At 69.7% G+C, this 21,897-nt stretch carries 17 protein-coding genes; 5 read left to right on the forward strand and 12 right to left on the reverse strand.

Annotated elements, in window-relative coordinates; all coding sequences use genetic code 11:
- Positions 1-57: 57 nt before the first annotated feature.
- Positions 58-1,188, reverse strand: a complete 1,131-nt coding sequence (chvE, locus tag KBX50_RS11175) for a multiple monosaccharide ABC transporter substrate-binding protein (RefSeq protein WP_307870913.1) — start codon at positions 1,186-1,188, stop codon at positions 58-60.
- A 506-nt stretch (positions 1,189-1,694) separates the two neighbouring features.
- Here chvE and KBX50_RS11180 point away from each other — a divergent pair.
- On the forward strand, positions 1,695-3,002 hold the full coding sequence (locus KBX50_RS11180) for a hypothetical protein (RefSeq protein ID WP_210936863.1): 1,308 nt from the start codon (positions 1,695-1,697) through the stop codon (positions 3,000-3,002).
- 121 nt (positions 3,003-3,123) lie between these two features.
- Here the strand turns inward: KBX50_RS11180 and KBX50_RS11185 are convergent, their stop codons facing one another.
- Together KBX50_RS11185 and KBX50_RS11190 are read right to left on the reverse strand one after the other, a co-directional pair.
- On the reverse strand, positions 3,124-6,126 hold the full coding sequence (locus tag KBX50_RS11185; protein ID WP_210936865.1) for a glycoside hydrolase N-terminal domain-containing protein: 3,003 nt from the start codon (positions 6,124-6,126) through the stop codon (positions 3,124-3,126).
- 394 nt (positions 6,127-6,520) lie between these two features.
- Positions 6,521-6,856, reverse strand: coding sequence for an L-rhamnose mutarotase (locus KBX50_RS11190; protein WP_210936867.1), 336 nt, complete (start codon positions 6,854-6,856; stop codon positions 6,521-6,523).
- A gap of 169 nt (positions 6,857-7,025) precedes the next feature.
- Here KBX50_RS11190 and KBX50_RS11195 point away from each other — a divergent pair, with 169 nt between their 5' ends.
- Positions 7,026-7,721: a FadR/GntR family transcriptional regulator gene (locus tag KBX50_RS11195; protein ID WP_210936869.1), complete on the forward strand. Its 696-nt coding sequence runs from the start codon at positions 7,026-7,028 to the stop codon at positions 7,719-7,721.
- Between the two features lie 251 nt (positions 7,722-7,972).
- Here the strand turns inward: KBX50_RS11195 and KBX50_RS11200 are convergent, their stop codons facing one another.
- The 4 genes from KBX50_RS11200 to KBX50_RS11215 form a co-directional block, all read right to left on the reverse strand.
- Positions 7,973-9,298 (reverse strand): enolase C-terminal domain-like protein, encoded by a 1,326-nt coding sequence (locus KBX50_RS11200; RefSeq protein ID WP_374224603.1) that lies wholly within the window; start codon positions 9,296-9,298, stop codon positions 7,973-7,975.
- 75 nt (positions 9,299-9,373) lie between these two features.
- Positions 9,374-10,414, reverse strand: a complete 1,041-nt coding sequence (locus KBX50_RS11205) for an ABC transporter permease (protein ID WP_210936871.1) — start codon at positions 10,412-10,414, stop codon at positions 9,374-9,376.
- Positions 10,407-11,948 carry a sugar ABC transporter ATP-binding protein gene (locus KBX50_RS11210; protein ID WP_210936873.1) on the reverse strand — a complete coding sequence of 514 codons (1,542 nt, stop codon included), beginning with the start codon at positions 11,946-11,948 and terminating at the stop codon, positions 10,407-10,409. Before KBX50_RS11210 ends, KBX50_RS11205 begins: the two co-directional genes overlap by 8 nt.
- Positions 11,945-13,012 (reverse strand): sugar ABC transporter substrate-binding protein, encoded by a 1,068-nt coding sequence (locus KBX50_RS11215; RefSeq protein WP_210936875.1) that lies wholly within the window; start codon positions 13,010-13,012, stop codon positions 11,945-11,947. Before KBX50_RS11215 ends, KBX50_RS11210 begins: the two co-directional genes overlap by 4 nt.
- A gap of 765 nt (positions 13,013-13,777) precedes the next feature.
- Between KBX50_RS11215 and KBX50_RS11220 the strand changes: the two genes are divergently transcribed.
- Complete coding sequence (locus KBX50_RS11220) at positions 13,778-14,239, forward strand: VOC family protein (protein WP_210936877.1); 462 nt, start codon at positions 13,778-13,780, stop codon at positions 14,237-14,239.
- Positions 14,240-14,250: 11 nt separating this feature from the next.
- Here KBX50_RS11220 and KBX50_RS11225 read toward each other — a convergent pair whose 3' ends face one another.
- From KBX50_RS11225 to KBX50_RS11245, 5 genes are all read right to left on the reverse strand, one after another.
- A complete protein-coding gene (locus KBX50_RS11225; protein WP_210936879.1) occupies positions 14,251-15,051 on the reverse strand; it encodes an inositol monophosphatase family protein in 801 nt (266 codons plus the stop codon).
- 80 nt (positions 15,052-15,131) lie between these two features.
- Complete coding sequence (locus KBX50_RS11230) at positions 15,132-16,280, reverse strand: serine hydrolase domain-containing protein (protein ID WP_210936880.1); 1,149 nt, start codon at positions 16,278-16,280, stop codon at positions 15,132-15,134.
- Positions 16,281-16,284: 4 nt separating this feature from the next.
- Positions 16,285-17,112, reverse strand: a complete 828-nt coding sequence (locus KBX50_RS11235; RefSeq protein WP_210936882.1) for a carbohydrate ABC transporter permease — start codon at positions 17,110-17,112, stop codon at positions 16,285-16,287.
- Entirely contained in the window at positions 17,112-18,080 is a 969-nt protein-coding gene (locus tag KBX50_RS11240; RefSeq protein WP_210936884.1) for a carbohydrate ABC transporter permease, read from the reverse strand. The genes KBX50_RS11235 and KBX50_RS11240 overlap by 1 nt, the downstream gene beginning before the upstream one ends.
- Complete coding sequence (locus KBX50_RS11245; RefSeq protein ID WP_210936886.1) at positions 18,077-19,438, reverse strand: ABC transporter substrate-binding protein; 1,362 nt, start codon at positions 19,436-19,438, stop codon at positions 18,077-18,079. The genes KBX50_RS11240 and KBX50_RS11245 overlap by 4 nt, the downstream gene beginning before the upstream one ends.
- A gap of 375 nt (positions 19,439-19,813) precedes the next feature.
- Here KBX50_RS11245 and KBX50_RS11250 point away from each other — a divergent pair, with 375 nt between their 5' ends.
- Both KBX50_RS11250 and KBX50_RS11255 read left to right on the forward strand, forming a co-directional pair.
- Positions 19,814-20,839 carry a LacI family DNA-binding transcriptional regulator gene (locus KBX50_RS11250; RefSeq protein WP_210936889.1) on the forward strand — a complete coding sequence of 342 codons (1,026 nt, stop codon included), beginning with the start codon at positions 19,814-19,816 and terminating at the stop codon, positions 20,837-20,839.
- A 74-nt stretch (positions 20,840-20,913) separates the two neighbouring features.
- On the forward strand, positions 20,914-21,879 hold the full coding sequence (locus KBX50_RS11255; protein ID WP_210936891.1) for a glycoside hydrolase family 68 protein: 966 nt from the start codon (positions 20,914-20,916) through the stop codon (positions 21,877-21,879).
- Positions 21,880-21,897 lie beyond the last annotated feature (18 nt).

Genomic DNA, 21,897 nt, shown 5'->3' on the forward strand with positions numbered 1-21,897 from the left:
GTGTCAGCGGTGGTGCCGGGCTCGGCCGCGGTTGCGCCGCCGAGCCCGGCGGTGCCGTCAGCCGGCCTGGCCGGCGGCGACCTCCTCGGCGGTGAAGTAGCCCGAGTCGATCAGGACCGGCTTGATGTCGTCCTTGAACACCGTCTGGACCGGCAGCAGGTACGACGGAACGACCTTGACGCCGTTGTTGTACGTCTCGGTGTCGTTGGCCTCCGGCGCCTTGTCGGTCAGGAACGCCTCAGCGGCGACGACGGCCTGCTCGGCCAGCAGCCGGGTGTCCTTGAAGATGGTGGAGCTCTGCACCCCGTCGTCGATCAGCTTCACCGAGGCGATCTCGGCGTCCTGGCCGGTGACCACGGGGAAGTCCGCCCCCTTGTAGCCGGCGTTCTGCAGGGCGGTGATGATGCCCCGCGACAGCCCGTCGTACGGCGACAGCACGCCGTCGACCTTCTTGCCGCCGGTGTAGCTGGAGGTGAGCAGGTCCTCCATCCGCTTCTGCGCGGCCTCCTGCTGCCAGCGCAGGATCGCCACCTGCTCGATGTTGGTCTGCCCGGAGGCCACCTTCAGGGTGCCGTCGTCGATGAACGGCTTGAGGGTGTCCATCGCCCCGTCGAAGAAGAAGTGGGCATTGTTGTCGTCGAGCGATCCGGCGAACAGCTCGATGTTGAACGGGCCCTTCGCCTCGCCCCGCGCGCCGTCCTTGGTCTGCACGCCGAGACCGACCAGCAGTGCGGTCGCCTGGGCGACACCGACCTTGTAGTTGTCGAAGCTGACGTAGAAGTCGACGTTCGGGCTGTCCCGGATGAGCCGGTCGTAGGCGATGACCGGGATGTCGGCGTCGGCCGCCGCCTGCAACTGCCCGCTCAGCGCCGTGCCGTCGATCGCCGCGATGATGAGCACGTCGGCACCCCGAGTGATCATCTGGTCGACCTGCTGGGACTGGGTGGGGATGTCGTCACCGGCGTACTGGAGGTCGACCTGGTAGCCCTTGGCTTCGAGCTTCTCCTTGACGGAGTTGCCGTCCGCGATCCACCGCTCGGAGGTCTGGGTCGGCATCGAGACGCCGATGGTCAGGTCGCCGGGCTGGTCGCTGTCGTTTCCGCCGCTGCCGGCGCCGTCGCCGCTACAGGCCGCCATGCTCAGCGCCAGGGCGGCGCTACCGAGAGCGGCCAGGACTCGTCTGTTCACTGGCTTCCCCAATCTGGAACTCGCGCCGTCGCACCGGCTGCGCGGGTCGCACTTGGGGCCCAAGTGTTAGCGCTCACAATGCCTAGGTCAACACCTGGTTGGAAATACTGCGGTCACGGTCTCGTAACGAACGCCGCGCTCCCCCGTCCGGCCGAATCGTCGCAGGTCAGGGCGGCGATCACGAGGTGCGACCAGGGCGTCGCGCGGACCGACCGGACGACGCTCATCGACGTCAGAGAATACGGCAAGCCAGGGGCGGCGAAAACCCCGGGGGGCCGAGTTCCGTCCACACCCGACCGTGGTCGTCGGGTGGGCCGGCGGCGAGCCGGCGATTCGCCCGGTGAGGTGAACACTCGGTTTCGACGCCGTCACCAAGGCGGCCTTGACATCAGCCCAACCGACGCCGATGCTCTGCTAAATCAGTTTAGCGCCCGCTGATTCGGAGTTCGACAGAGCCGCTCCGGCGCGAAGCCGGACCAGACGGACGCGTCCAACGAGGAGGGCCGATGAGACTGCGCAGGACGCTCGTCTCCGTCGCCGCGGTGCTGCTGCTGGCCACGTCCGGCACGGCTGCCTATGCCGCGACCAGGGATCACGGCGGCACCGGTGGCATCCGTAGCGTCACCCCCATCACCACGGTCTACACCTACGGCCAGAAGGTCTCGGCCGTCGCCGTCGAGTACGGTGCGACGGTCAACCCCCGCAAGCTCGACAACTCGACCTTCGCGGTCTCCGACACCAGCTACAACTTCCGCTTCAACCCGATCGAAGATCTGCCCAAGCTGACCGAGCGGAAGATCACCCACACCTACACCAACAGCAGCGCCACCGTCCGCGCCGACCGCCGGTCCGTACCGGGCCGGTACGTCATCGTCGAGTTGGACCCGGACCAGAACGCCGGCTGGACGGTCATCGTCTCCAAGTGCCCGACGTTCCTGTGCACGGTCAAGGTGAACCCGGAGCTGCCGACCCGGGTGACCCAGCGCAAGGACGTGCACGCCCAGCCGGGCAAGGGCAAGGGTGCCGGGCCGGTGCTGGCCAAGGGCGCGCCGCGTACCTCGCACGGTGTCACCGAGGCACCGGTGAATCTGCTTGTCGACGAGTTCCGCTACGGCTCGTACCTCAGTGGCGGCATGGTGCTGCCGTACCACTACCACCTGCCGAAGAACTACCAGCCCGGCCGGAAGTACCCACTGATGGTCGTCCTGCCCGGGCACGGCATGGGCTGGGACGGCGACAACACGGGCGTGCAGATCGCCGCCGACATCCCGGCCACGGCCTGGCTCCAGCCGAGCGTCACCGGCAGCCGTGAGGACGTCATCGTGCTCGCCCCGCAGAACCAGCGGGTGGGCGACGTGGCCGAGGCGGAGCTGCTGGTCAAGCTGGTGGAGCAGTTCAGCGAGGACCACGCGGTGGACACCGAGCGGGTGTACGCCACCACCGTCTCGTACGGCTCGCGGCTGTTGTGGGAGGCGTACGCCAAGCGCCCCGACCTGTTCACCGCCGGCCTGGTCACCGGCGGGTTCCAGGTCAGCGCCAGCCAGGCGGCGGCCATCGCCGCCGCCGAGATCCCGCTGTGGATCACCCACGGCGTCAACGACCACCTGCTGAACATCTCGCTGGCCCGCAACTCGCGGGCGGCGCTGCGATCGGCGTACGAGGCGCAGGGCAAGACGCCCGAGCAGATCGCCGAGTTGCTGCACTACACCGAGTACGGCAACGAGGCGTTCACGCTGCCCGACTACCACGCGGCCTACGGTCCGACGTACGACGACCAGAGCATCCTGCAGTGGCTGCTGGCCCAACGAAAGTGAGTGCCGGCCCGGTAGCCGGCCGGTACTGAGCACACCGGGCTCGCCGGTCGCGACATCCTGTCGCGCCGGCGAGCCCGATCTGTTGCCGCCCGGTGACGAGTCGGAGACCCGCCCTCGGCCGTCAGCTGCCGATCGCGATGGCGAAGATGTGCATGGTCGGTACGTTGGCCGCGGGACGTGCGCTGATGTTCGGCAGTTCCACCCGGGCCACCGGCTTGTTCTGCAACGCCACCCCGACGTAGTAGACGCAGGCGGCGGTGTTGTGCCGCTGGTTGCCGGGCCGGTTCTGGTACGCCATCACGACCGCCGCGGTGCCACCGGCGTGGGGGCCGCCGTACCAGTCGGGGGTGCTCAGCGTGAACGTCTGCCGGGTGCCGTCGGCGTAGACCACCGCGGCCGTGCCCGACACGGCCCCGTAGGTGCCGGTGGCGAGGAAGCCGAGCGTACGGCCAGTGCCGGTCAGCCCGATCGACTGCCCAGAGGCGATGGCGTTGTCCGCACCGCCCGGTGCGACGTTGGGCCAGCGGAAGGTGACCCCGTTGCGGCTCACCGTGCTGCCCGGCGTCACCCCGGCCTGGGCCAGGGCCTGCGCGGAGAGGGTGGCCCCGTTGCCGTCGAAGTTGCCGACGCCGGTGTTGCTGTCGTTTGTGGTGCTGACGTTTGTGAAGCTCTGCTCCAGCGGCGGTGCGGTGGGCGTGCCGCCGGACCCGGTGGCCCGGTAGGTGCGCCCCGCCGCGACGGTGACCTCGATCAGGTCACTCTCGACCTTCGTGGTCCGGGCCGGGGTGCCGTCGGCGGCATCGACCACGGTGTGGTTACCGGTGAACATCCGGCCTCGCAGCCGGACGGTGCCGGCCCGGTCCGGCCGGACGAGGATCTCGGTGGCCTGGCCGTTGCTCCAGGTGATGCCGACGGTGTGACCGCCCCGACCGCGCAGGCCGCTGACCCGTCCATTGGGCCAGGCCGCCGGCAGGGCCGGCAGGATGTGCAGCTCACCGACGTGGCTGTGCAGCAACATCTCGGCGATGCCGGCGGTGGCGCCGAAGTTGCCGTCGATCTGGAACGGCGGGTGCAGGTCGAACATGTTCGGCGCGAGCCGGGCCGGGGTGGCGAGGAAGCGGATCAGGTCATGGGCGCGGTTGCCTTCCTCCATCCGGGCCCAGAAGTTGATTTTCCAGGCCAGCGACCAGCCGGTGCCGTCGTCACCCCGGATCTCCAGGGTGCGCCGGGCCGCCTCGAACAGCTGAGGGGTACCCCGCCGGGTGATCTGGTTGCTGGGCGCCAGCCCGTAGAGGTGCGAGATGTGCCGGTGGTTCCGCTCGGTCTCGACCCAGTCGTACAGCCATTCCATGATGTTGCCGCGCGACCCGATGCGGTTCGGCGCGAGCCGGTCCCGGGTGGCCCGGACCTGCGCCCGGAAGGTGGCGTCGGTGTTGAGAATCTCGCTGGCCCGGGCGCACCCGTCGAAGAGATCCCGCAGGATCTGGTTGTCCATCGTGGGCCCGGCGCACACGCTGGCGTCGGCGTGGTGCCCGATCTCCGGCGAGTTCGACGGGTTGGTCACCAGGTAGCCGAGGCTCGGCTCGGTCACCAGGGTGTCGAGGAAGAACTGCGCCGCACCCTTCATCGCCGGGTAGTTCGCCCGGAGGAACTCGACGTCCCCGGTGAACAGGTAGTGGTCCCAGATCAGGGTGGCCAGCCAGGCGCCGCCGGTCTGCCACATGCCCCAGAAGGCACCGTCGACCACCGAGGTGGCTCGCCAGGCGTCGGTGTTGTGGTGGGTGACCCAGCCGCCCGCGCCGTACTGCACCTGGGCGGTGCGGGCCCCGGCCACCGCGAGATCCCGGACCATGTCGAAGACCGGTGCGTGGCACTCGGACAGGTTCGTGGTGTTGGCCGGCCAGTAGTTCATCGGCAGGTTGGCGTTGATGGTGTACTTCGAGTCCCAGGCCGGCGTGAGGGAATCGTTCCAGATGCCCTGGAGATTGGCCGGCTGGGTGCCCGGCCGGGAGGACGAGATCAGCAGGTACCGACCGAACTGGAACAGCAGCGCGGAGAACTGCGGATCGTTGACGCTGTTGTGCTGCGCTATCCGCACGTCGGTCGGCTGGTCCGCGGCGGAGGTGCGGCCCAGGTCGAGGCTGACCCGCCCGAACAGCGCCTGGTAGTCGGCGACGTGCCGAGCGCGCAGCTGGTCGTAGCTGCTGGCCCGCGCGGCGGAGAGGTGCCGCCGCGCGATGCCCTGGTAGTCGCCGCCGACGTTGCGGTAGTTGACGTAGCTGGAACCGATCGAGACCAGCAGGGTCACGCTGGTGGCACCGGTGACCCGCAACGTGCCACCGGAACTGCTCACGGTGCCGCCGCTGACGGTAGCGTTGGCCAGCGCCAGGAAACGCACCGCGCCGTTGACGCCCTCCTGATTGCCGGAGACCCCGTCGAGGGCGATCGTGCTGCCGTCCGGGCTGGAGACGGAGGTCCGCTGCGGACTGTCGAACGTGGCGGTGAAGGTGATCGAGCCGGCCCGGTCGGCGGTCAGCCGCATCGCGATGACCTGATCCGGCGCGCTGGCGAACGTCTCCCGCTGGTACCGCACGCCGTTCATCACGTACGACACGCTTGTCGTCGCGGTGGTGAGGTCCAACTGCCGCTCGTACTGCGACGCTCCGCCCGAGGTCGGGACGGCCAGCCGGAGATTGCCGACGGTCTGGTACGCCAACTGCCCGACCGGGTTGCCGAGCATGTTCTGATTGATCAGGTTCTGAGCCTGGGTCCACTGGTTGGCGAAGACCAGACGCCGGATCTCGGCCAGCGCGCCCAGCCCACGGGGGTTGCTCGGGTCGTGCGGTCCGCCGGCCCAGACGGTGTCCTCGTTGAGCTGTAACCGCTCCGCGTCGACGTTGCCGAAGACCATGGCGCCGAGCCGGCCGTTGCCGATCGGCAGCGCCCGCAACCAGTCGGTGCCGGCGGCCTCGTCGTACCAGAGCGCGAGGTCACCGGCGGCCAACACCTGTGGCGGTGCCGCCGAGTCCGCTCGGGCCGCGGCGGTCCACGGCAGCGGCAGCAGGCTGCCGCCCGCACCCGCCGCACCGATCTTGAGGGCCTGCCGTCGAGTCAGGTCTGACATCGATCCTCCAACCGAGACCGATCCGGCCATGCGAAGCCTCACTGATCGCCGGCAGACCCAGAACGGCCCAGACGTCTGATGTGTTTCGCGTAGGTTACCGCCGACCAAGCCGATAGGCAACGGTCGATCCAGGCACCGGGTCGACGTGTTCGCCAGCCGGTCGATGTCGCTTCCATCAGGGGTTAGACGGCCTCAAGGCAAGGCGCTACCGCACCCGGTCGGCCGCCCGGGCAGACCGGACCACACACCGAGCGGGAAGCTCGATTAACCATATTCATCAGATGTAGTCGGAGCTACCGGCGGATCGGCGTCAGCGCCGGTCCGCTGCGGCGCGCTCAGGCGACACGGCGAGCACGAGCAGCCGGCCACCGGTCAGGGGTGCTGGTCGGACAGGTCAGGGCACCTCCTCGGTCAGGTGCCAGATTTCCTGCATCGGGGCCCACCAGTGCCCCGATCCGGGTTCGGCGATCGACTCCTGGCACGGGTCGGTCAGCTTCCACCACGCCTGCGTCTGCGGGTCGTCGGCCATCCGACGCTGGTCCGCGTCGTGATCGTCGCCGACGTACTCGTAGTAGCCGAACAACAGGTCGCCGTGGAGGAAGATGGTGAAGTTGCGGATGTTCCCCTCGCGCAGCGTCTGCTCGACAGCGGGCCAGACCGCGGCGTGCAGCCGTAGGTAGGTGTCCCGGTGCTCCGGCCTGAGCCGGATCACCATGCCGTAACGTCGCACGTCACATCCTCCGGTGAGGTCGATTGATCCTGGTCCCGGCAGCCGCACGGCGAGCGAGCAGCGTCGCCGGCAAACGTCCGATGTCTCTATAGTGGTGAGGGTCGCCGGCGCCTGTCCCGGGCGTCGGGTGCCGGCCGGCGTCCGGCTGACCCGTCCGAAGGGGGCGTGCATGGCACTGACCGACGACGCGATCGCGAAGATCCGGAGCATGATCCAGAGCGGTGAGCTGCCCCCGGGGACGCGGTTGCCACCGGAGCCGCAACTGGCCGCCCAGATGGGGCTCTCCCGAAGTGGCGTCCGGGAAGCCGTCAAGGTGCTCGAATCGGCTCGGGTGCTCGACGTGCGACGCGGCGACGGGACGTACGTGACAAGCCTCGCCCCCCGGCTGTTGCTGCAAGGGCTCGGCGTCGCGGTGGAACTGCTGCGTGACGACACCCTCCTGGAGGTCATGGAGGTACGCCGGATGCTGGAGCCGATGGCGACCGGCCTGGCGGCGTTGCGGATGACCGACGCCGACCTCGACGAGCTGGGCCAGATCCTGGAGGACATGCGCGCGGCGGCCGACGACGCCGAGAAGCTGATCCAGTTCGACGCCGCCTTCCACCACACCGTCATCGCCACCACCGGCAACGAGACCCTCACCTCGCTGCTGGACGGGCTCTCCGGCCGCACGCTGCGGGCCCGGGTGTGGCGCGGGTTGATAGAGGGCAACGCGGCGCACCAGACCATCGAGGAGCACCACACGATCTACCTCGCGCTGCGCGCGCGTGACCAGTTGCTGGCGCAGGCCAGCGCCCTGCTGCACGTCAACACCTCCGAGGCGTGGCTGCGCACCGTGCTCGCCGCGACGTCGACGGACGGGTAGGCACCGCCCGGCGCGGTCGTCCGGCCCGGGGCGGAGGCCGGCCGCCGGCACGCCCCGCCGGTTCTGCTTCGTCGGCGGTGTCCGACGATCCTCGGTCAGCCGGATCGGATCAGGCGGATCGACTGGGTTCAGCCAGACATCAGACGACCCGCGCTGAACGGTGATGTGGCTGAGGAACTCGGCAGCCTCGTCGGGACGGCAGCGACCCGCCGGCACCAGGACGGTGCCGTACAGTCCGGCCGCAACGCTGATCATGTCTGCCGTGCTCCCGCCATGAGCGACGCGTCCGCCCACGCCGGGCCGTCCGGGAAGCGGTACCGCGCCAGCGAGTCGGGCAGGATCCGGGCGCTCATGCCGGGCGCGTCGGGCGCGAGGTACCGTCCGCCACTGACGCGTACCGGATCGACGAAGTGCTCGTGCAGGTGGTCGACGTACTCGATGGCACGGTTCTCGGTGCTGCCGCTGAGCGCGACAAAGTCGAACATGGCCAGGTGCTGCACCAGCTCGCACAGCCCCACTCCCCCGGCGTGCGGGCAGACCGGCACCCCGAACTTCGCGGCGAGCAGCAGAACCGCCAGGTTCTCGTTGACCCCGGCGACGCGACAGGCGTCGATCTGCACCACGTCGACGGCGTCGGCCTGGAGCAACTGCTTGAACATGACCGCGTTGTGCACGTGCTCACCGGTGGCCACCTTGACCGGGGCGAGCGCCTTGCGGACGGCACCGTGCCCGAGCACGTCGTCCGGCGAGGTCGGCTCCTCGATCCAGTACGGGTCGAACTCGGCCAGCTCCCGCATCCAGCGGATCGCCTCGGGCACACCCCAGATCTGGTTCGCGTCGACCGCGATCCGGATGTCCGGGCCGACGGCCCGACGCGCGATGCCCATCCGGCGGATGTCGTCGGTCAGGTTCCCGCCCACCTTGAGCTTGATCAGCCGGTAGCCGGCCTCGACCGCCTCCCGGCAGAGCCGGGCCAGCTTCTCGTCGTCGTAGCCCAGCCAGCCGGGGGTGGTGGTGTACGCCGGGTAGCCCTCGGCCCGTAGCCGCTGCTCGCGCTCGGCCCGCCCACCCTCGGCGGCCCGCAGCAACGCCGCCGCCTCGTCCTCGGTGAGGGCGTCGCGCAGGTAGCGGAAGTCGACCTGGGCGACCAGTTGCTCCGGGGTGAGGTCGGCGAGCAGCTGCCACAGTGGCTTCTCCGCCCGCCGGGCCGCGAGGTCCCACACCGCGTTGACCAGACCGCCGGCGGCCATGTGCACGACCCCCTTCTCCGGCCCGAGCCAGCGGATCTGGCTGTCGCCGACGAGCCGGCGGGCCAGCGAGCCCGGATCGGCGATCAGCTCGTCGACCGGCTGGCCGACCACCATCGGGGCGAGCGCCTGCACCGCCGCCACCTGGAGGTCGGTGCCCCGGCCCACGGTGAAGACCAGCCCGTGACCCTCGGCGCCGGCCGAGGTCCGCAGCACCACGTACGCGGCGGAGTAGTCGGGGAACGGGTTCATCGCGTCCGACCCGTCGCGATGCCGGGAGGTGGGGAACCGTACGTCGATGGTCTCTACGGACGAGATGCGCTCACTCACCAGTAACTCCTGAGGGTCGAGCAGGTGGGCCTTGTTGGCTGCCTCGCGTTGGGCCCGGCCGACGGGCAGGCCGCCTCACGTCTGCACCTTGCCTCCGGTGATGCGGGAGACCACCAGGGCCACCAGGATGACGGTGCCGTTGAGAAAGTTCGTCCACTGCGCAGGCACCCCGGCCAGGGTCAACACGTTTATGATCATGAACAGCAGCAGGACGCCGGTGAAGGCGCCGAAGACGCTGCCCTTACCGCCGTTGAGGCTGACGCCACCGATCACCGCCGCCGCGAAGACCTGGAAGATGGCGCCGCTGCCCTGGGCCGACGGCACCGCCGCGAGCCGGCCGCTGATCAGCAGACCGGCGAGCGCCGCGAGCACACTGGCCACGATGAGCGTCAACCAGAGCACCCGGTCGGTACGGATACCCGCCGCCCGGGCCGCGTCGGCGTTGCCGCCGATCGCGTACAAGGCCCGACCCGCCCGGGTGTAACCGAGAACGACGATCCCGGCGGCGAACAGCAGCAGCGACAGCCAGATCGAGGCCGGCACGCCGGCCCAGGTCGCGGAGCCGAGATAGGTCATCGACTCGGGCAGCATGAAGAAGGTCTGACCACCGGAGATCCCGGTGAGCAGGCCACGCAGGACGATCAGCATGCCCAGCGTGACGACGAAGCCGTTGAGGCCGAAGCGGACGATGAGCAGCCCGTTGAAGGCGCCGACGAGAGCGCCGACGAGCAGCACGACCGGGACCGCCCAGGCGTCCGGTAGCACGTCGAGGCCGAGACCCCGGGTCAACGCGGGATCCACCACCAGCCAGGCGGCGACACCCGGGGCGAGGCCGAAGGTGGACTCCAGCGACAGGTCCATCTTGCCGGTGATCAGCACGATGGTCTGGGCGAGGACCACGATCGCGATCTCCGACATGCTCTGCAGCACGTTGATGATGTTGTCGGTGCTGAGGAAGACCGGGCTGACGATGGACCCGACGATCGCGACCGCGATGATCGCCGGCACCAGCGCCAGGTCCCGTAGCCGCGCGATGGCCAGGCTCCGCGATGCGGCGGCCCGGGGTGGTGGTGGCGTCTCTGCCGGCCGCGCGGTGGTGGAGAGCGTCTCAGACATGGTGGAGATCCACCCCTTCCATGGCAGCTACCAGCTCGTTGTCGCTCCAGCCGTGGGCCATCTCGCGGACCACCCGGCCCTGGAACATCACCAGTACGCGATCGCAGATCCGTAGGTCGTCGAGTTCGTCGGAGACGACCAGCACGCTGGTACCGCGACGGCGTACCTCCTCGACGACACCGAGCAGGGTCTGTTTGGAGCGCACGTCCACCCCGGCGGTCGGGGTGATCAGCACCAGCAGCTTCGGATCGCTGGCCAGTGCCCGACCCATGACCACTTTCTGCTGGTTGCCCCCGGACAGCTCGGAGACCGGCACCTGTGGCCCGCCGGCCTTGATCGCCAGTTCGGTGATGGTGTCCCGGGCCAGGGCGTCACGCCGGGCCGGCGAGATGAGGCCCCGCCGACCGATCCGATCCGGCACGGTCATGGTGACGTTCTCGGCGATGGACAGCAGTGGTACCAGCCCTTCGCGGTGCCGGTCCTGCGGCACCAGCCCGACACCCGCGTCGAGGGCGTCGGGCACGCTGCCGGGCCGCAGCGCACGCCCGTCGACAACGACCGTCCCGCCCGCTGGCCGGGCCAGGCCGACGATCGCTTCGGCCACCTCGACCTTGCCGCTGCCACCGCCGCCCGCGATGCCGACCACCTCGCCCGCCCGGGCCTCGACGGACAGCTCGGCGCCGGAGGTGGTGACCAGGTCGCGTACGGCGAGCAGCACCGGCGCGTCGGCGAGCAGCGGCCGGTGGTCGGCCTCGGGCATGGTCACGTCCTCGCCGGTCATCGCGGCCACCAGTGCGGGCCGGCTCAGCTGCGCCACCGGGGCGGTGACGATGTGCCGGGCATCGCGGAAGACCGTCACCTGGTCGCAGATCTCGTAGATCTCCTGAAGGTGATGGCTGATGAACAGGAAGGTCACGCCCTGCGCTCGCAGCTGCCGGATCCGGGTGAACAGCCGATTGATGCCAGCCCCGTCGAGCTGGGCGGTCGGCTCGTCGAGGATGATGAACCGGGCGCCGAAGGAGAGCGCCCGGGCGATCTCGACGAACTGCCGCTGCTCGACGGAGAGCGTCGACGCGGGCTGGCGCACGTCGACCTCCACCGACCACTCCGCCAGCAACTGCTCGGCCGCGCGGCGCAGCCGCGACCAGCGGATCAACCCGGCCCGGCCACGGGCGTGCCGGTGGAGGAAGAGGTTCTCCGCCACGGTGAGCGTGCCGATGATCGTGGACTTCTGGTAGACGCAGGCCACCCGCTTGCGCCAGGCGTCGCGGTCGCCGAGCGGCGGTGCCGGACGCCCGTCGAAGGCCACCGCGCCATCGTCGGCGGCCTGCAGACCGGTGAGAATGCTGACCAGTGTGGACTTGCCGGCGCCGTTACGCCCGACCAGGGCGTGGGTCTCGCCGCGGCGGACCACGATCCCCGCGTCGGCCAGCGCCACCGTCGACCCGAACCGTTTGGTGATGCGCACGGCCTCGACGACGGGCTGGCCGGCATCGCCCAGCCCGTCGGTCGACCCTCGCGGGGTGGCGCTCATGCGTTGTTGCCCCACAGGGACGGGTCGTCGAACTTCAGGGTGGGTTCCCCCGCGATCGGCGCACCGTCAAGCGTCACCAGCGGCGCCGGCAGTTGATCCTCCAGCAGGCCGTCGCGCACCTGGATGATGTTGCTGCCGTGCTCGGTCGGGCCGGGCTGGAACGTCTTGCCTTCGATCGCCGCCTGCACGTACTCCAGCCCGTACTTGGCGTAGAGGTCGGCCGGCTGGCTGACCGTGGCGTCGATCAGCCCTTCGCCGATGTTCTTCAGCTCCTCGGGAATGCCGTCGTTGGAGACCACGAAGACGTGCTTCGGATCGCTCGGCGGCACCTGGAGACCGCGCTGCTTGAGGATCTGAAGGGTCCCGGACAGGGCGAACGAGGACTGCATGTAGATGCCCTTGATGTCCGGGTCCGACGCGAATCGGGTCTGTAGCTTCGACGCCGCCACGTCGGCCTTCCAGTCGGTGGCCTCTCCGAAGACGGTGATGTCGGGGAACTGTTGCTGCATGCACTCGTTGAACGCCTCGGTACGGTCCCGGCCGTTGATCGAGTCGAGGCCGCCCTGGAGCATCACGACCTTGCCCTTGCCGCCGAGCTTGGTGCCGAGGAACTGGCACGCCTTGATGCCGTAGGCGCGGTTGTCGGCGCGAACGACCATGAACACGTTGCCGGTGTCCGGCCGGGTGTCGATGGTGACCACCGGGATCTTCTTGCTGTCCAGTTGGGACAGGGTCGGCGCGATGGCGGCGGTGTCCTGCGGTGCCATCACCACACCCTTGACGCCCTGGCTGATGAAGGTCTGGGTGTTCGAGATCAGGTTGGCGATGTCGTTCTGCGAGTTCGTCGTCTTGATCTCGACGCCCAACTCGTCGGCGAACTGCGGGACGTACTTGATGTAGGAGTTCCAGAAGTCCGTGTCGGAGCGGGGATAGTCGACCCCGACGACCTGCGAGCCGCCCGATCCGGTCCCGTCGGCCGCGCCGTCACCGCAGCCGGCCGCGAAGGTGGCCGACGCGCCGAGTAGCAGCGTCAGCCCCACGCTCGTCAATGCCCTGTTTTTCATGGTCGTTCCTCCATATCCGGAACGTCGCGTCGAAGCGCGGCGCCGTGACCGGGTCGGGCCGCGACGACGCACTCGTCGGACGTGATGTGCGAAGGGTTCATGTGGTGGCGATGGGGCACCGCAGCTTCGTACCGCCGTCCCTGAGGCACTGATTAACCATCAGGCCCGAGGCGAGCCGACCGCCGCCGTTCCAGGGCGCCTGGTGATCCGCCGCGCCAAGAACGGCCGACAGCGTGCGACGAAAGATCGGGGTACGGGACATGGCGATCCCTCCAAGACACGGTGGCGGGTGGTGGAGTTCACGTGACTTAGACATCAGACGTTAGGGCTTGCAGACATGTGACGTCAACGCCCGGGATCGCGCAAACACCGCAGATGTGCAGGCTGAATCGCCTCAGACATCAGATTGGTTACGCCAACGAGCAGCACCCCGGCCACGAGACGGCCGAAGGCCCGCCAGCACGGGCACCCGGGGTCAGCGACTTGCGAGCGGCCGACGGACACGGCGCGCGACAGCCATCGAGCGGGGACCTCGACCGCCGATGTTGGCGATCACATCGGCCTGACCTTGGCCACCTTCCCGGGTGCGGAAGCGCTAGCTGCGAACGCTAACATCGATGACGCTGAGATTGCTAGCTTGTTGCGGACGCGATCAGGAGATTCTGAGCCGTCGGCGTCACCGTCCGCCCGCCACGGTCGTGCACCAGATTGTCGGTCCTGCCTGGCACATTGGCTGGCCTGAACGCGAACCGATTGGAGCACCCGATGAGCCGCCAGATCCAGGTCACCTTCGACGCTCATGACCCGACAGCACTGTCCACGTTCTGGCGGGACGTACTGGGCTACGTACATCCCGGCCCGCCCGGAGTCGACCTGCCCGAGGGCGCCGACCCGCTGGCCGCATGGGACGACTTCCTCGCCCGGATCGGCGTACCGCCGGAGCAGCGCAACACCAGGTCGGCAATTGAGGACCCGGACGGGCTCGGTCCGCGGTTGTTCTTCCAGCAGGTGCCGGAGGACAAGGTCGTGAAGAACCGGGTGCACCTCGACGTACGGGCCGCGCCCGGGCTCACCGGCGAGGCCCGGATGGCAGCATTGCAGGCCGAGTGTGATCGGCTGGTCGCGTTGGGCGCCAGGCAGCTGCGCCGGGTCGAGCCCGCGCCGCCACTTGAGGCCGGCTTCATCGTGCTGACCGACCCCGAGGGCAACGAGTTCTGCCTCGACTGACCGGGCCGGCCTTACTCCGACTCCCCCTGCTCCGCGACCAGCGTCAACAGGTCGGCGTGCGTAGCCGCGTCGGCCGCCGCGACGAGCCCGCCCAGGCCGCTGCGCCAGGGTTGGCCGTCGAGCCCGGTCACCACGCAGCCGGCCGCCTCACAGAGCGCGATGCCGGCCGCGAAGTGCACGCTGTCGTGCAGTCGGCCATCGGTGATGTACGCGGCACGCCGACCGGCCGCAACCCAGGCCACCGCCAACGTGGTCGACACGACCCGGGGCCGGAAGCGCTCGACGAACCGTTCGTCAGCCAACAGCCGGGCGGCCCGGAACACCCGCTCGTTCGGATAGGGCGGATCAAGATTGACGTCCACCAACCCGGACGCCGTCGACGGCGTGAGTTGCAGATCCGTGTCGGCGTGCCGCACCCGGGCGTCGGTGCCGTCGGTCCAGAAGACCTCCTGGGCGAACGGGTCCACGACGGCCGCCACCACGACCTGCGCGCCGACCCGCAGGGCCACGTTGACCGAGACCAGCGTGGTGTGTACGGCGAAGTTGAGCGTCCCGCAGAGCGGATCGACAAGCCAGACGCGCCCGTTCCCGCCTGAGCCGCTGCGTCCGCTCTCCTCGGCCAGCACGGCGTCGTCGGGCCGCGCGGACCGCAGCACGCCGAGGATGGCCTGCTCCGCCTCAACGTCGGCGGTGGTGGCGAAGTCCCAGCCCGACTTCGCGAACTGGGCCACCGCTGTGCCGTGGTGCGAGCGCACCACCTCGGCACCGGCCTGCGCCGCCCGGATCGCGAGATCAGCATCGACAAGCGACATTCGACCACCGTACGGCGATTCGGTCGCGGGTGTGCCCCGGCTCAGTCGAGCGGCTTCGCCGGGGCCACCCCGTCGGTCACCTATCGCCCGAGGCAGTCCCGGACGGCAGCGGAGAGCAGGTTGGCCCGCTCGTCGTCGAAGCCGCCCATCTGGTTGACGACGTAGCCGAAGCCGACCTGGTGGGCGTCGTCGCCGAAGGCCAGGTGCCCACCAGCGCCGTCGTGCCCGAAGCTGCGTACGCCGAGCATCGGGCGGGGCACCGAGTGCACCAGGAAACCGGTGCCCCAGCGATGTCCCGCATCGGGCAGCCCGTAGACCTGTTGACCACTCACCCGGACCGTGACGGCGTCATCGACGGACGCCGGGCTGAGCAGCCGCGCGGCACCCACCTCGGAGACGCAGGCGGCGTAGAGCCGGGCCAGGCTCTCGGCCGTGCTGACCGCGCCCGCGCCCGGGATCTGGGCGGCCTGAATGGCCGGGTCGTTGAAGCTGACCAGGCCGTTCTCGTCGGCAGGGAAGGCGAAGGCGCCGCCCATGGTGATGCCGCGCTCGGCGACCGGGTCGCTGGCCGGGACAGGTTCGCCGATGGGCGCCAGCATCCAGGCGACCGAATCCCGCTCGGCGGCCGGCAGTCCGATCCAGGTACGCAGGCCGAGCGGTTCGCCGAGGGCCCGCGCGAAGTAGGCACCGGGCATCTCACCGGTGATCCGCCGGATCACCTCGCCGATCAGCCAGCCGTAGGTGATCGCGTGGTAGCTGTGCGCGGTGCCCGGCTTCCACAAGGGAGCCTGCGCCTCGATGGCCTTGATCACCGGCTCCCAGGCGAGCACCTCCTCGCGGGAGAAGGGCTTGTCCAGCGCCGGCAGGCCGGACTGGTGGGTGAGCAGCCACCGGACCGGGATCTCCGCCTTGCCGTGCTGGCCGAACTCCGGCCAGTAGCGGGTGACCGGCGCGTCGAGGTCCAACCGCCCCTCCTGCACCAGCAGGTACGCGCAGATCGCCATGATCCCCTTGGTGCAGGAGAAGACGACGGCAGGCGTGGCTGCGGTCCAGGGGCGTCCCGACCGGACGTCGGCCAGCCCGCCGTGCAGGTCCACGACCTTACGGCCGCGCAGGTAGACGGCGACCGCCGCGCCCACCTCCTGCCGGTGGGCGAAGTTGTCCCGAAACACGTCGGCGACCAGGCCGAAGCCCTCGTCGACGTCACCGTGGATCTGGCTGTCGCTCAACCCGCTATCCCTTCACGGAGCCCTGGAGCAGGGCCTTGATGAACTGTCGCTGGAAGATCAGGAACACGATCAGGGTAGGCGTGAGGATGAGCAGCGAGCCAGCGCAGAGCAGCACCAGATCGGTTCCCCACTGCCCCTGGAAGGCGCCGAGGGCACCCGCCATCGTCCGCTTCGTCGCATCGTCGACGAGCACGATGGCGAGCAGGAACTGGTTCCAGGTCCAGAGGAACAGCAGGATGGTCAGCGAGGCGATGGCCGGCCGGGCCAGCGGTACGTGCACCCGCCAGAACAGCTGCCAGGTGTTGCTGCCGTCCACCCGTGCCGCCTCGGACAGTTCCCGGGGCACGTTTATGAAGTGGGCGCGCATCCAGAAGACCGCGAACGGCATGTAGAGGCCGATCAACGGCAGGACGATCGCCCAACGGGTGTTGAGCAGGCCCAGGTCCCGCATCTGGTAGTACAGCGGGGTGACCACCGCCTCGAAGGGCAGGGTCAGGCCGAGCAGCAGCAGCCCGAAGGCGAGGTGACCGCCGGGCACCCGCAGGTGGCCGAGGCCGAACCCGGCCATGGTCGCGATGAGTACGCCGACCGGCACCACCCCGGCAACGATCAGCGCGCTGGACTTCAGCAGCGCGCCCATGTTCGCGGCGGTGAACGCGTCGACGAAGTTGCCCCACTGCGGATCGGTGGGCCAGGCCAGGCCGGTGGGCACGGTGCCGCGCGGTTGCAACGCCGCCGACAGCATGCTCAGGAACGGCAGCAGGGTGACCACGACCAGCGCGATCAGGAAGATCCGTCCGGTCAGCCGCTCGCTGCGGGTGGTCAGGTTCATCACTTCTCTCCCCGGGTCAGCCGCTGGATCGGCAGTACGCACACCAGCACCAGCGCCATCAGCACCACCGCGAGGGCCGAGGCGAGGCCGACCTGACGCTGGGAGAAGGCGAGCCGATAGATCTCCAGGCCGGGCACGGTGGTCTGGATCCCCGGGCCACCGCTGGTGGAGATGTAGACGATGTCGAAGCTGGCCAGCGCCGCGATGATGGTCACGGTCAGGCAGATCCCGATCTCCTGGCGCAGGCTGGGCAGGGTGACCGCGAAGAACTCCCGTACCGGGCCGGCGCCGTCGATGCGGGCGGCCTCGTAGAGCGACGGGTCGATCTTGCTCATGCCGGTGATCAGCAGGATCGTGCAGAGACCGAGCATGACCCAGGTGCCGATGACGCCCACCGCCGGCAGCGCGGTGTCGAACTCGCCGAGCCAGGCGCGGGTGACGCCGTCCAGCCCGACGGCCCGCAGCGCCTGGTTGACCAGGCCGTTGGTGGAGAGCACCCAGCTCCAGGCGATGCCGGCCGCGACGAGCGGGATCACCTGGGGCAGGAACAGCACGGTCCGGACCATGGTGCCGGCCGGGCCGGTGGTGATCCGCCGGACCAGGCTGGCCACCAGCAGGCCGAGCAGGACCGGGATGAAGCTGAAGAAGATGATCAGAATGAACGCGTTCGAGATGATCTTCAGCAGGTCGCGGTCGGTGAAGACCGTGAGGTAGTTGTCCAGCCCCGCCCAGCGGGCCGCGCCGATGCCGTTCCAGTGGTACAGCGAGTACTGCATGGTCAGCACGAGCGGACGCAGCACGAAGACGCCGTACATGATCAGTGCGGGCAGGACCCAGAGCCACCCGGACCACCGGACCGTGCGGCCCCACCGCTTCCGGTGGGGCCGCGCGGGTGACCGGGTGTCCCCCCGGCCGGGTCGGGACGCGGTGCCCGACCCGGCCGGGGCGCTGCCGAGGGCAGACGTCATCGGGACAATTCCTTCTCGTACTCGGCCTGGACCGCCTTCACGTACCCCTCGGGGGTCTGCTGGCCGGCGATCAGCTTCTGCATCTCGGGGGTGATCGCGGCGGCGAAGATGCCGCCGGTGGCGTTCGCGGTGAAGTCGACCGCGCCGTTGTCCGCGCCGAGTTGCTGGGACGCCTTGAGCGTCTCGGCGAGCACGGTGCCCTCCGACACCGGCGGAAGGGCCAGGTCGGCCGGGCCGCCCGGGTGCGAACCGCCGATGGTGACCGAGATTTCCCGGGCCTTGTCGTTGGTGTGCACCCAGTTGAGGAAGAAGGCCGCGGCGTCGGGGTTCTTGGCCTTGGCGCCGACGCCGAACGTGTTCGGCGCGGACATCGCGACCCGCTTGGCGTCGGCGGTCTCACCCGGGAAGAGGAAGAAGCCGACCTCGCCGGCCATGTTCTTGTCCAGGTTGCCCGACTCCCAGTCGCCGTTGAACATGAACAGGCCGTTGCCCTTCTGGAACTCGCCCATCATCGCCGTGTAGTCGATGGCGTTGGCGTCCTTCGGGAAGTAGCCGGCCTCCGCCCACTTCTGGATGGTCTGGGTGGCCTTGAGCGCCGCCGGCGTGTCGAAGGTCGCGCCCGGCTTCTGGAAGATCCAGTCGGCGATGGCGGTCGGGTCGCCGTACTGGTTCTGCAGCGCCTGGTGCGGGAAGTTGATGCCTGCGGTGTTCTTGTTGAACTGCATGATCGGCTGGAGGTTGGCCGCCTTCGCCTTGGCCAGCAGTTCCTCGAACTCGGCGATGGTGGCCGGCGGCTGGGTCATGCCGACCTGCTCGGCCTGCTTCTTGTTGTAGAAGACGCCGGTCACGCTGTAGCCCAGCCCCATGCCGTACAGCGAGCCACTGCCCCGCACCGCACCGCCGTCGGACAGGCGCAGCTGGATCAGGGACGAGGCGGGGAACTTGTCCCAGCCGTACGCGTCGAAGTACGGGTCCAGGTTCTTCAGCAGCCCGTCCTTGACCAGGTCGACCATGGTGGGCAGGCGGATGATGTCGGGCGCGTTGTCGGAGGCGAGCACCCGGGGCGCGTTCTCCGTGATGACGGTGAACTGGTCCTCGCGGACGTTGAACGTGACGTTCGGGTGCTGCTTGGTGAACTCGTCCGCGAGGGCCTTGGCCAGCGGGAAGCCGGTCTCGGCGTACATTTCCAGGGTGATCGGGTCGGTACCCAGCTCGGTGCTCACCGGAGCGTCGGAGTCCCCCGCAGGGGTCTCCTCCGAACCCGGTGCGCTACAGGCGGTGATGGCCAGGCTGACGCCCAGTAGGGGCACCAGCAGTGCCAACCGGCGTCGGGTGAATCTTGTCGAGAACTCCGGCACCTCATGCTCCTTGACTCATCCGCGCGCCGGACCGGCTGCCGGCCGTCCGTGGCGACCGCCACGAGCCCGGCCCGCCGGCCGCCACGTGTCGCACGTCGCGTGCCGAACCCCGGCTCGCGGCCCGCGGTACCCAATATGACGTCGGAAGACGCGAAGGCGTCCACCGCAGAGGCGAAACCACGTCGCTAAACTGATTTAGCAGAGCATGCGCGCGTCGCCGGGGACTGTCAAGGACGAGTTCGCAACGGTCTGGAAACAACTGGTTCACCGGCCCCCGGCCAGGCCGGACGCACCGCCGGTGACCACGGAAGTGACTCGACCCAGCATGATGGGACGACGGCGGCGTCGGGATGGCCGCCGTGATCGGAGGACGTAATGGGCCGTGAGAGAGCGACACTGGCCGACGTGGCGCGACGGGCCGGTCTGTCCAAGACCGCCGCGTCGATGGTGCTGAACGGGCGCGAGGGCACCCGGCTCTCCGCCGAGGCGCACCAGCGGGTCTTCGCGGCAGCGGAGGAACTCGGCTACCGACCGAACGTGGCCGCCCGCAGCCTGCGGACCCGCAAGACCGCGACCATCGCGTTCGTCTCCGACATCGTCGCCACCACCCGGTTCGCCGGTGGCCTCATCCGCGGGGCGCTGGACGCCGCCCGCGAGCGCGACCATGTCCTGCTGATCACCGAGACGCAGGGCGACGCGACATTCGAGCGGTACGCCATCGAGGCCATCCTCGACCGTCAGGTCGACGGCGTGATCTACGCGGCCATGGCGACCCGCCGGCTGGCGGTGCCGCCGGCCATCCTCGGCGGTCCGGTGGTGCTGCTCAACGCGACCAGTCCGGAGCCATTGCCCTGCGTGCTGCCCGACGACGAGGGCGCCGGCGCGATGATCGCCGAGACGCTGCTCGCCCAGGGCCACCGGGACCGGATCGCCCTGATCGGCCGCAACCGGCAGAAGGAAATCGACCCGGAGATCTCGCTGGCCGCCGACGCCCGGCTGCGCGGCATCCGGAGCACCCTCGCCGCCGCCGGTGTCGCACTGCTCACCGAGGGCTTCTGCCCCGAGTGGCTACCGGAGCACGGCTACGCCGCCATGCGGACGTTGCTGGACCGCCCGACCCGGCCCACTGCGGTGATCTGCATGAACGACCGACTCGCCTTCGGCGCGTACCAGGCGCTCGGCGAGGCCGGCCTGAGCATCCCCGGCGACCTCTCGGTGATCTCCTTCGACGACGACCCGATCGCCGCGTGGCTGCGGCCGGGTCTGTCCACGGCGGCACTGCCACACGAACAGATGGGCCGCCGTGCGGTGGAGGTGCTGCTCGACGGGGGTGACGGCGGCGCGTCGCTCGTGCCGATGCCGCTCCGCCGGCGGCGGTCGGTGGCCGCCCCCGCCGCCTGAGCTTCACCGTCTCCCCGGCGGCGCCCTCGCACCCGCTGTAGTCGCTAAACCGATTCACTGGTACGTTTCCGGCCATGCTTCGACTGCCCGACCACTGGGTGTGGGACAGCTGGTACACCCAGGACGACGACGGCCACTGGCACGCGTTCTTCCTGCGTGCCTCCCGGGCCCTGCTCGACCCCCACCGCCGCCACCGGCGCGCCTCGATCGGCCACGCGGTCTCCACCGACCTGCGCTCCTGGCAACTGCGCGCCGACGCGCTCGTACCCGCCGACGCACCCGCCTGGGACGACCTGGCGACCTGGACCGGCTGCACGGTCCGCGGCCCGGACCAGCGTTGGTACCTCTTCTACACCGGGGTCGCCCGGGCCGAGGACGGCCTGGTGCAGCGCATCGGCCTGGCCGTCTCCGACGACCTGGTCACCTGGCAGCGGCACGGCGACGGGCTGCTGCTCGAAGCCGACCCGACCTGGTACGAGCTGCTCGACCGCGAGCTGTGGTACGAGCAGGCCTGGCGCGACCCATGGGTCTTCCCGGACCCCGACGGCGACGGTTGGCACATGCTGATCACCGCCCGCACCAACCAGGGACCGGGCGACACGCGCGGTGTCGTCGGCCACGCGACCTCCCCCGACCTGGTCAACTGGACGGTTCGGCCGCCGTTGTCCATGCCGGGCGGCTTCGGTCACCTGGAGGTGCCACAGGTCGCCGTCATCGACGGACAGCCGCTGCTGCTGTTCTGCACCAACGCCTTCGCCGCCGGCCGGGAACCCGAGTCGCGGCTCTGGGTCGCCACCGGACCCACGGTGCGCGGGCCCTGGGACATCGCCGCCGCCCGGCCGGTCGCGCAACCGCACCTGTACGCGCCCCGCCTGGTCCCCGACGGCGACGGCTGGTCCCTCATCGGCTTCGTCGAGCACGCCGACGGCGAGTTCGTCGGGGAACTCAGCGATCCCGTTCCGGTCCGCTACGACCCCGCCGTCGGGCTGATCCCCAGGGTCGCGGTGACGGTCGGTGAGTCAGGTACCGGAAACGCCTGATCAGTCCGCCGGCCCGGC

The sequence above is a fragment of the Micromonospora sp. C51 genome, assembly GCF_018070435.1.
In the GTDB taxonomy this organism is placed as follows: Bacteria; Actinomycetota; Actinomycetes; order Mycobacteriales; family Micromonosporaceae; genus Micromonospora; species Micromonospora sediminimaris.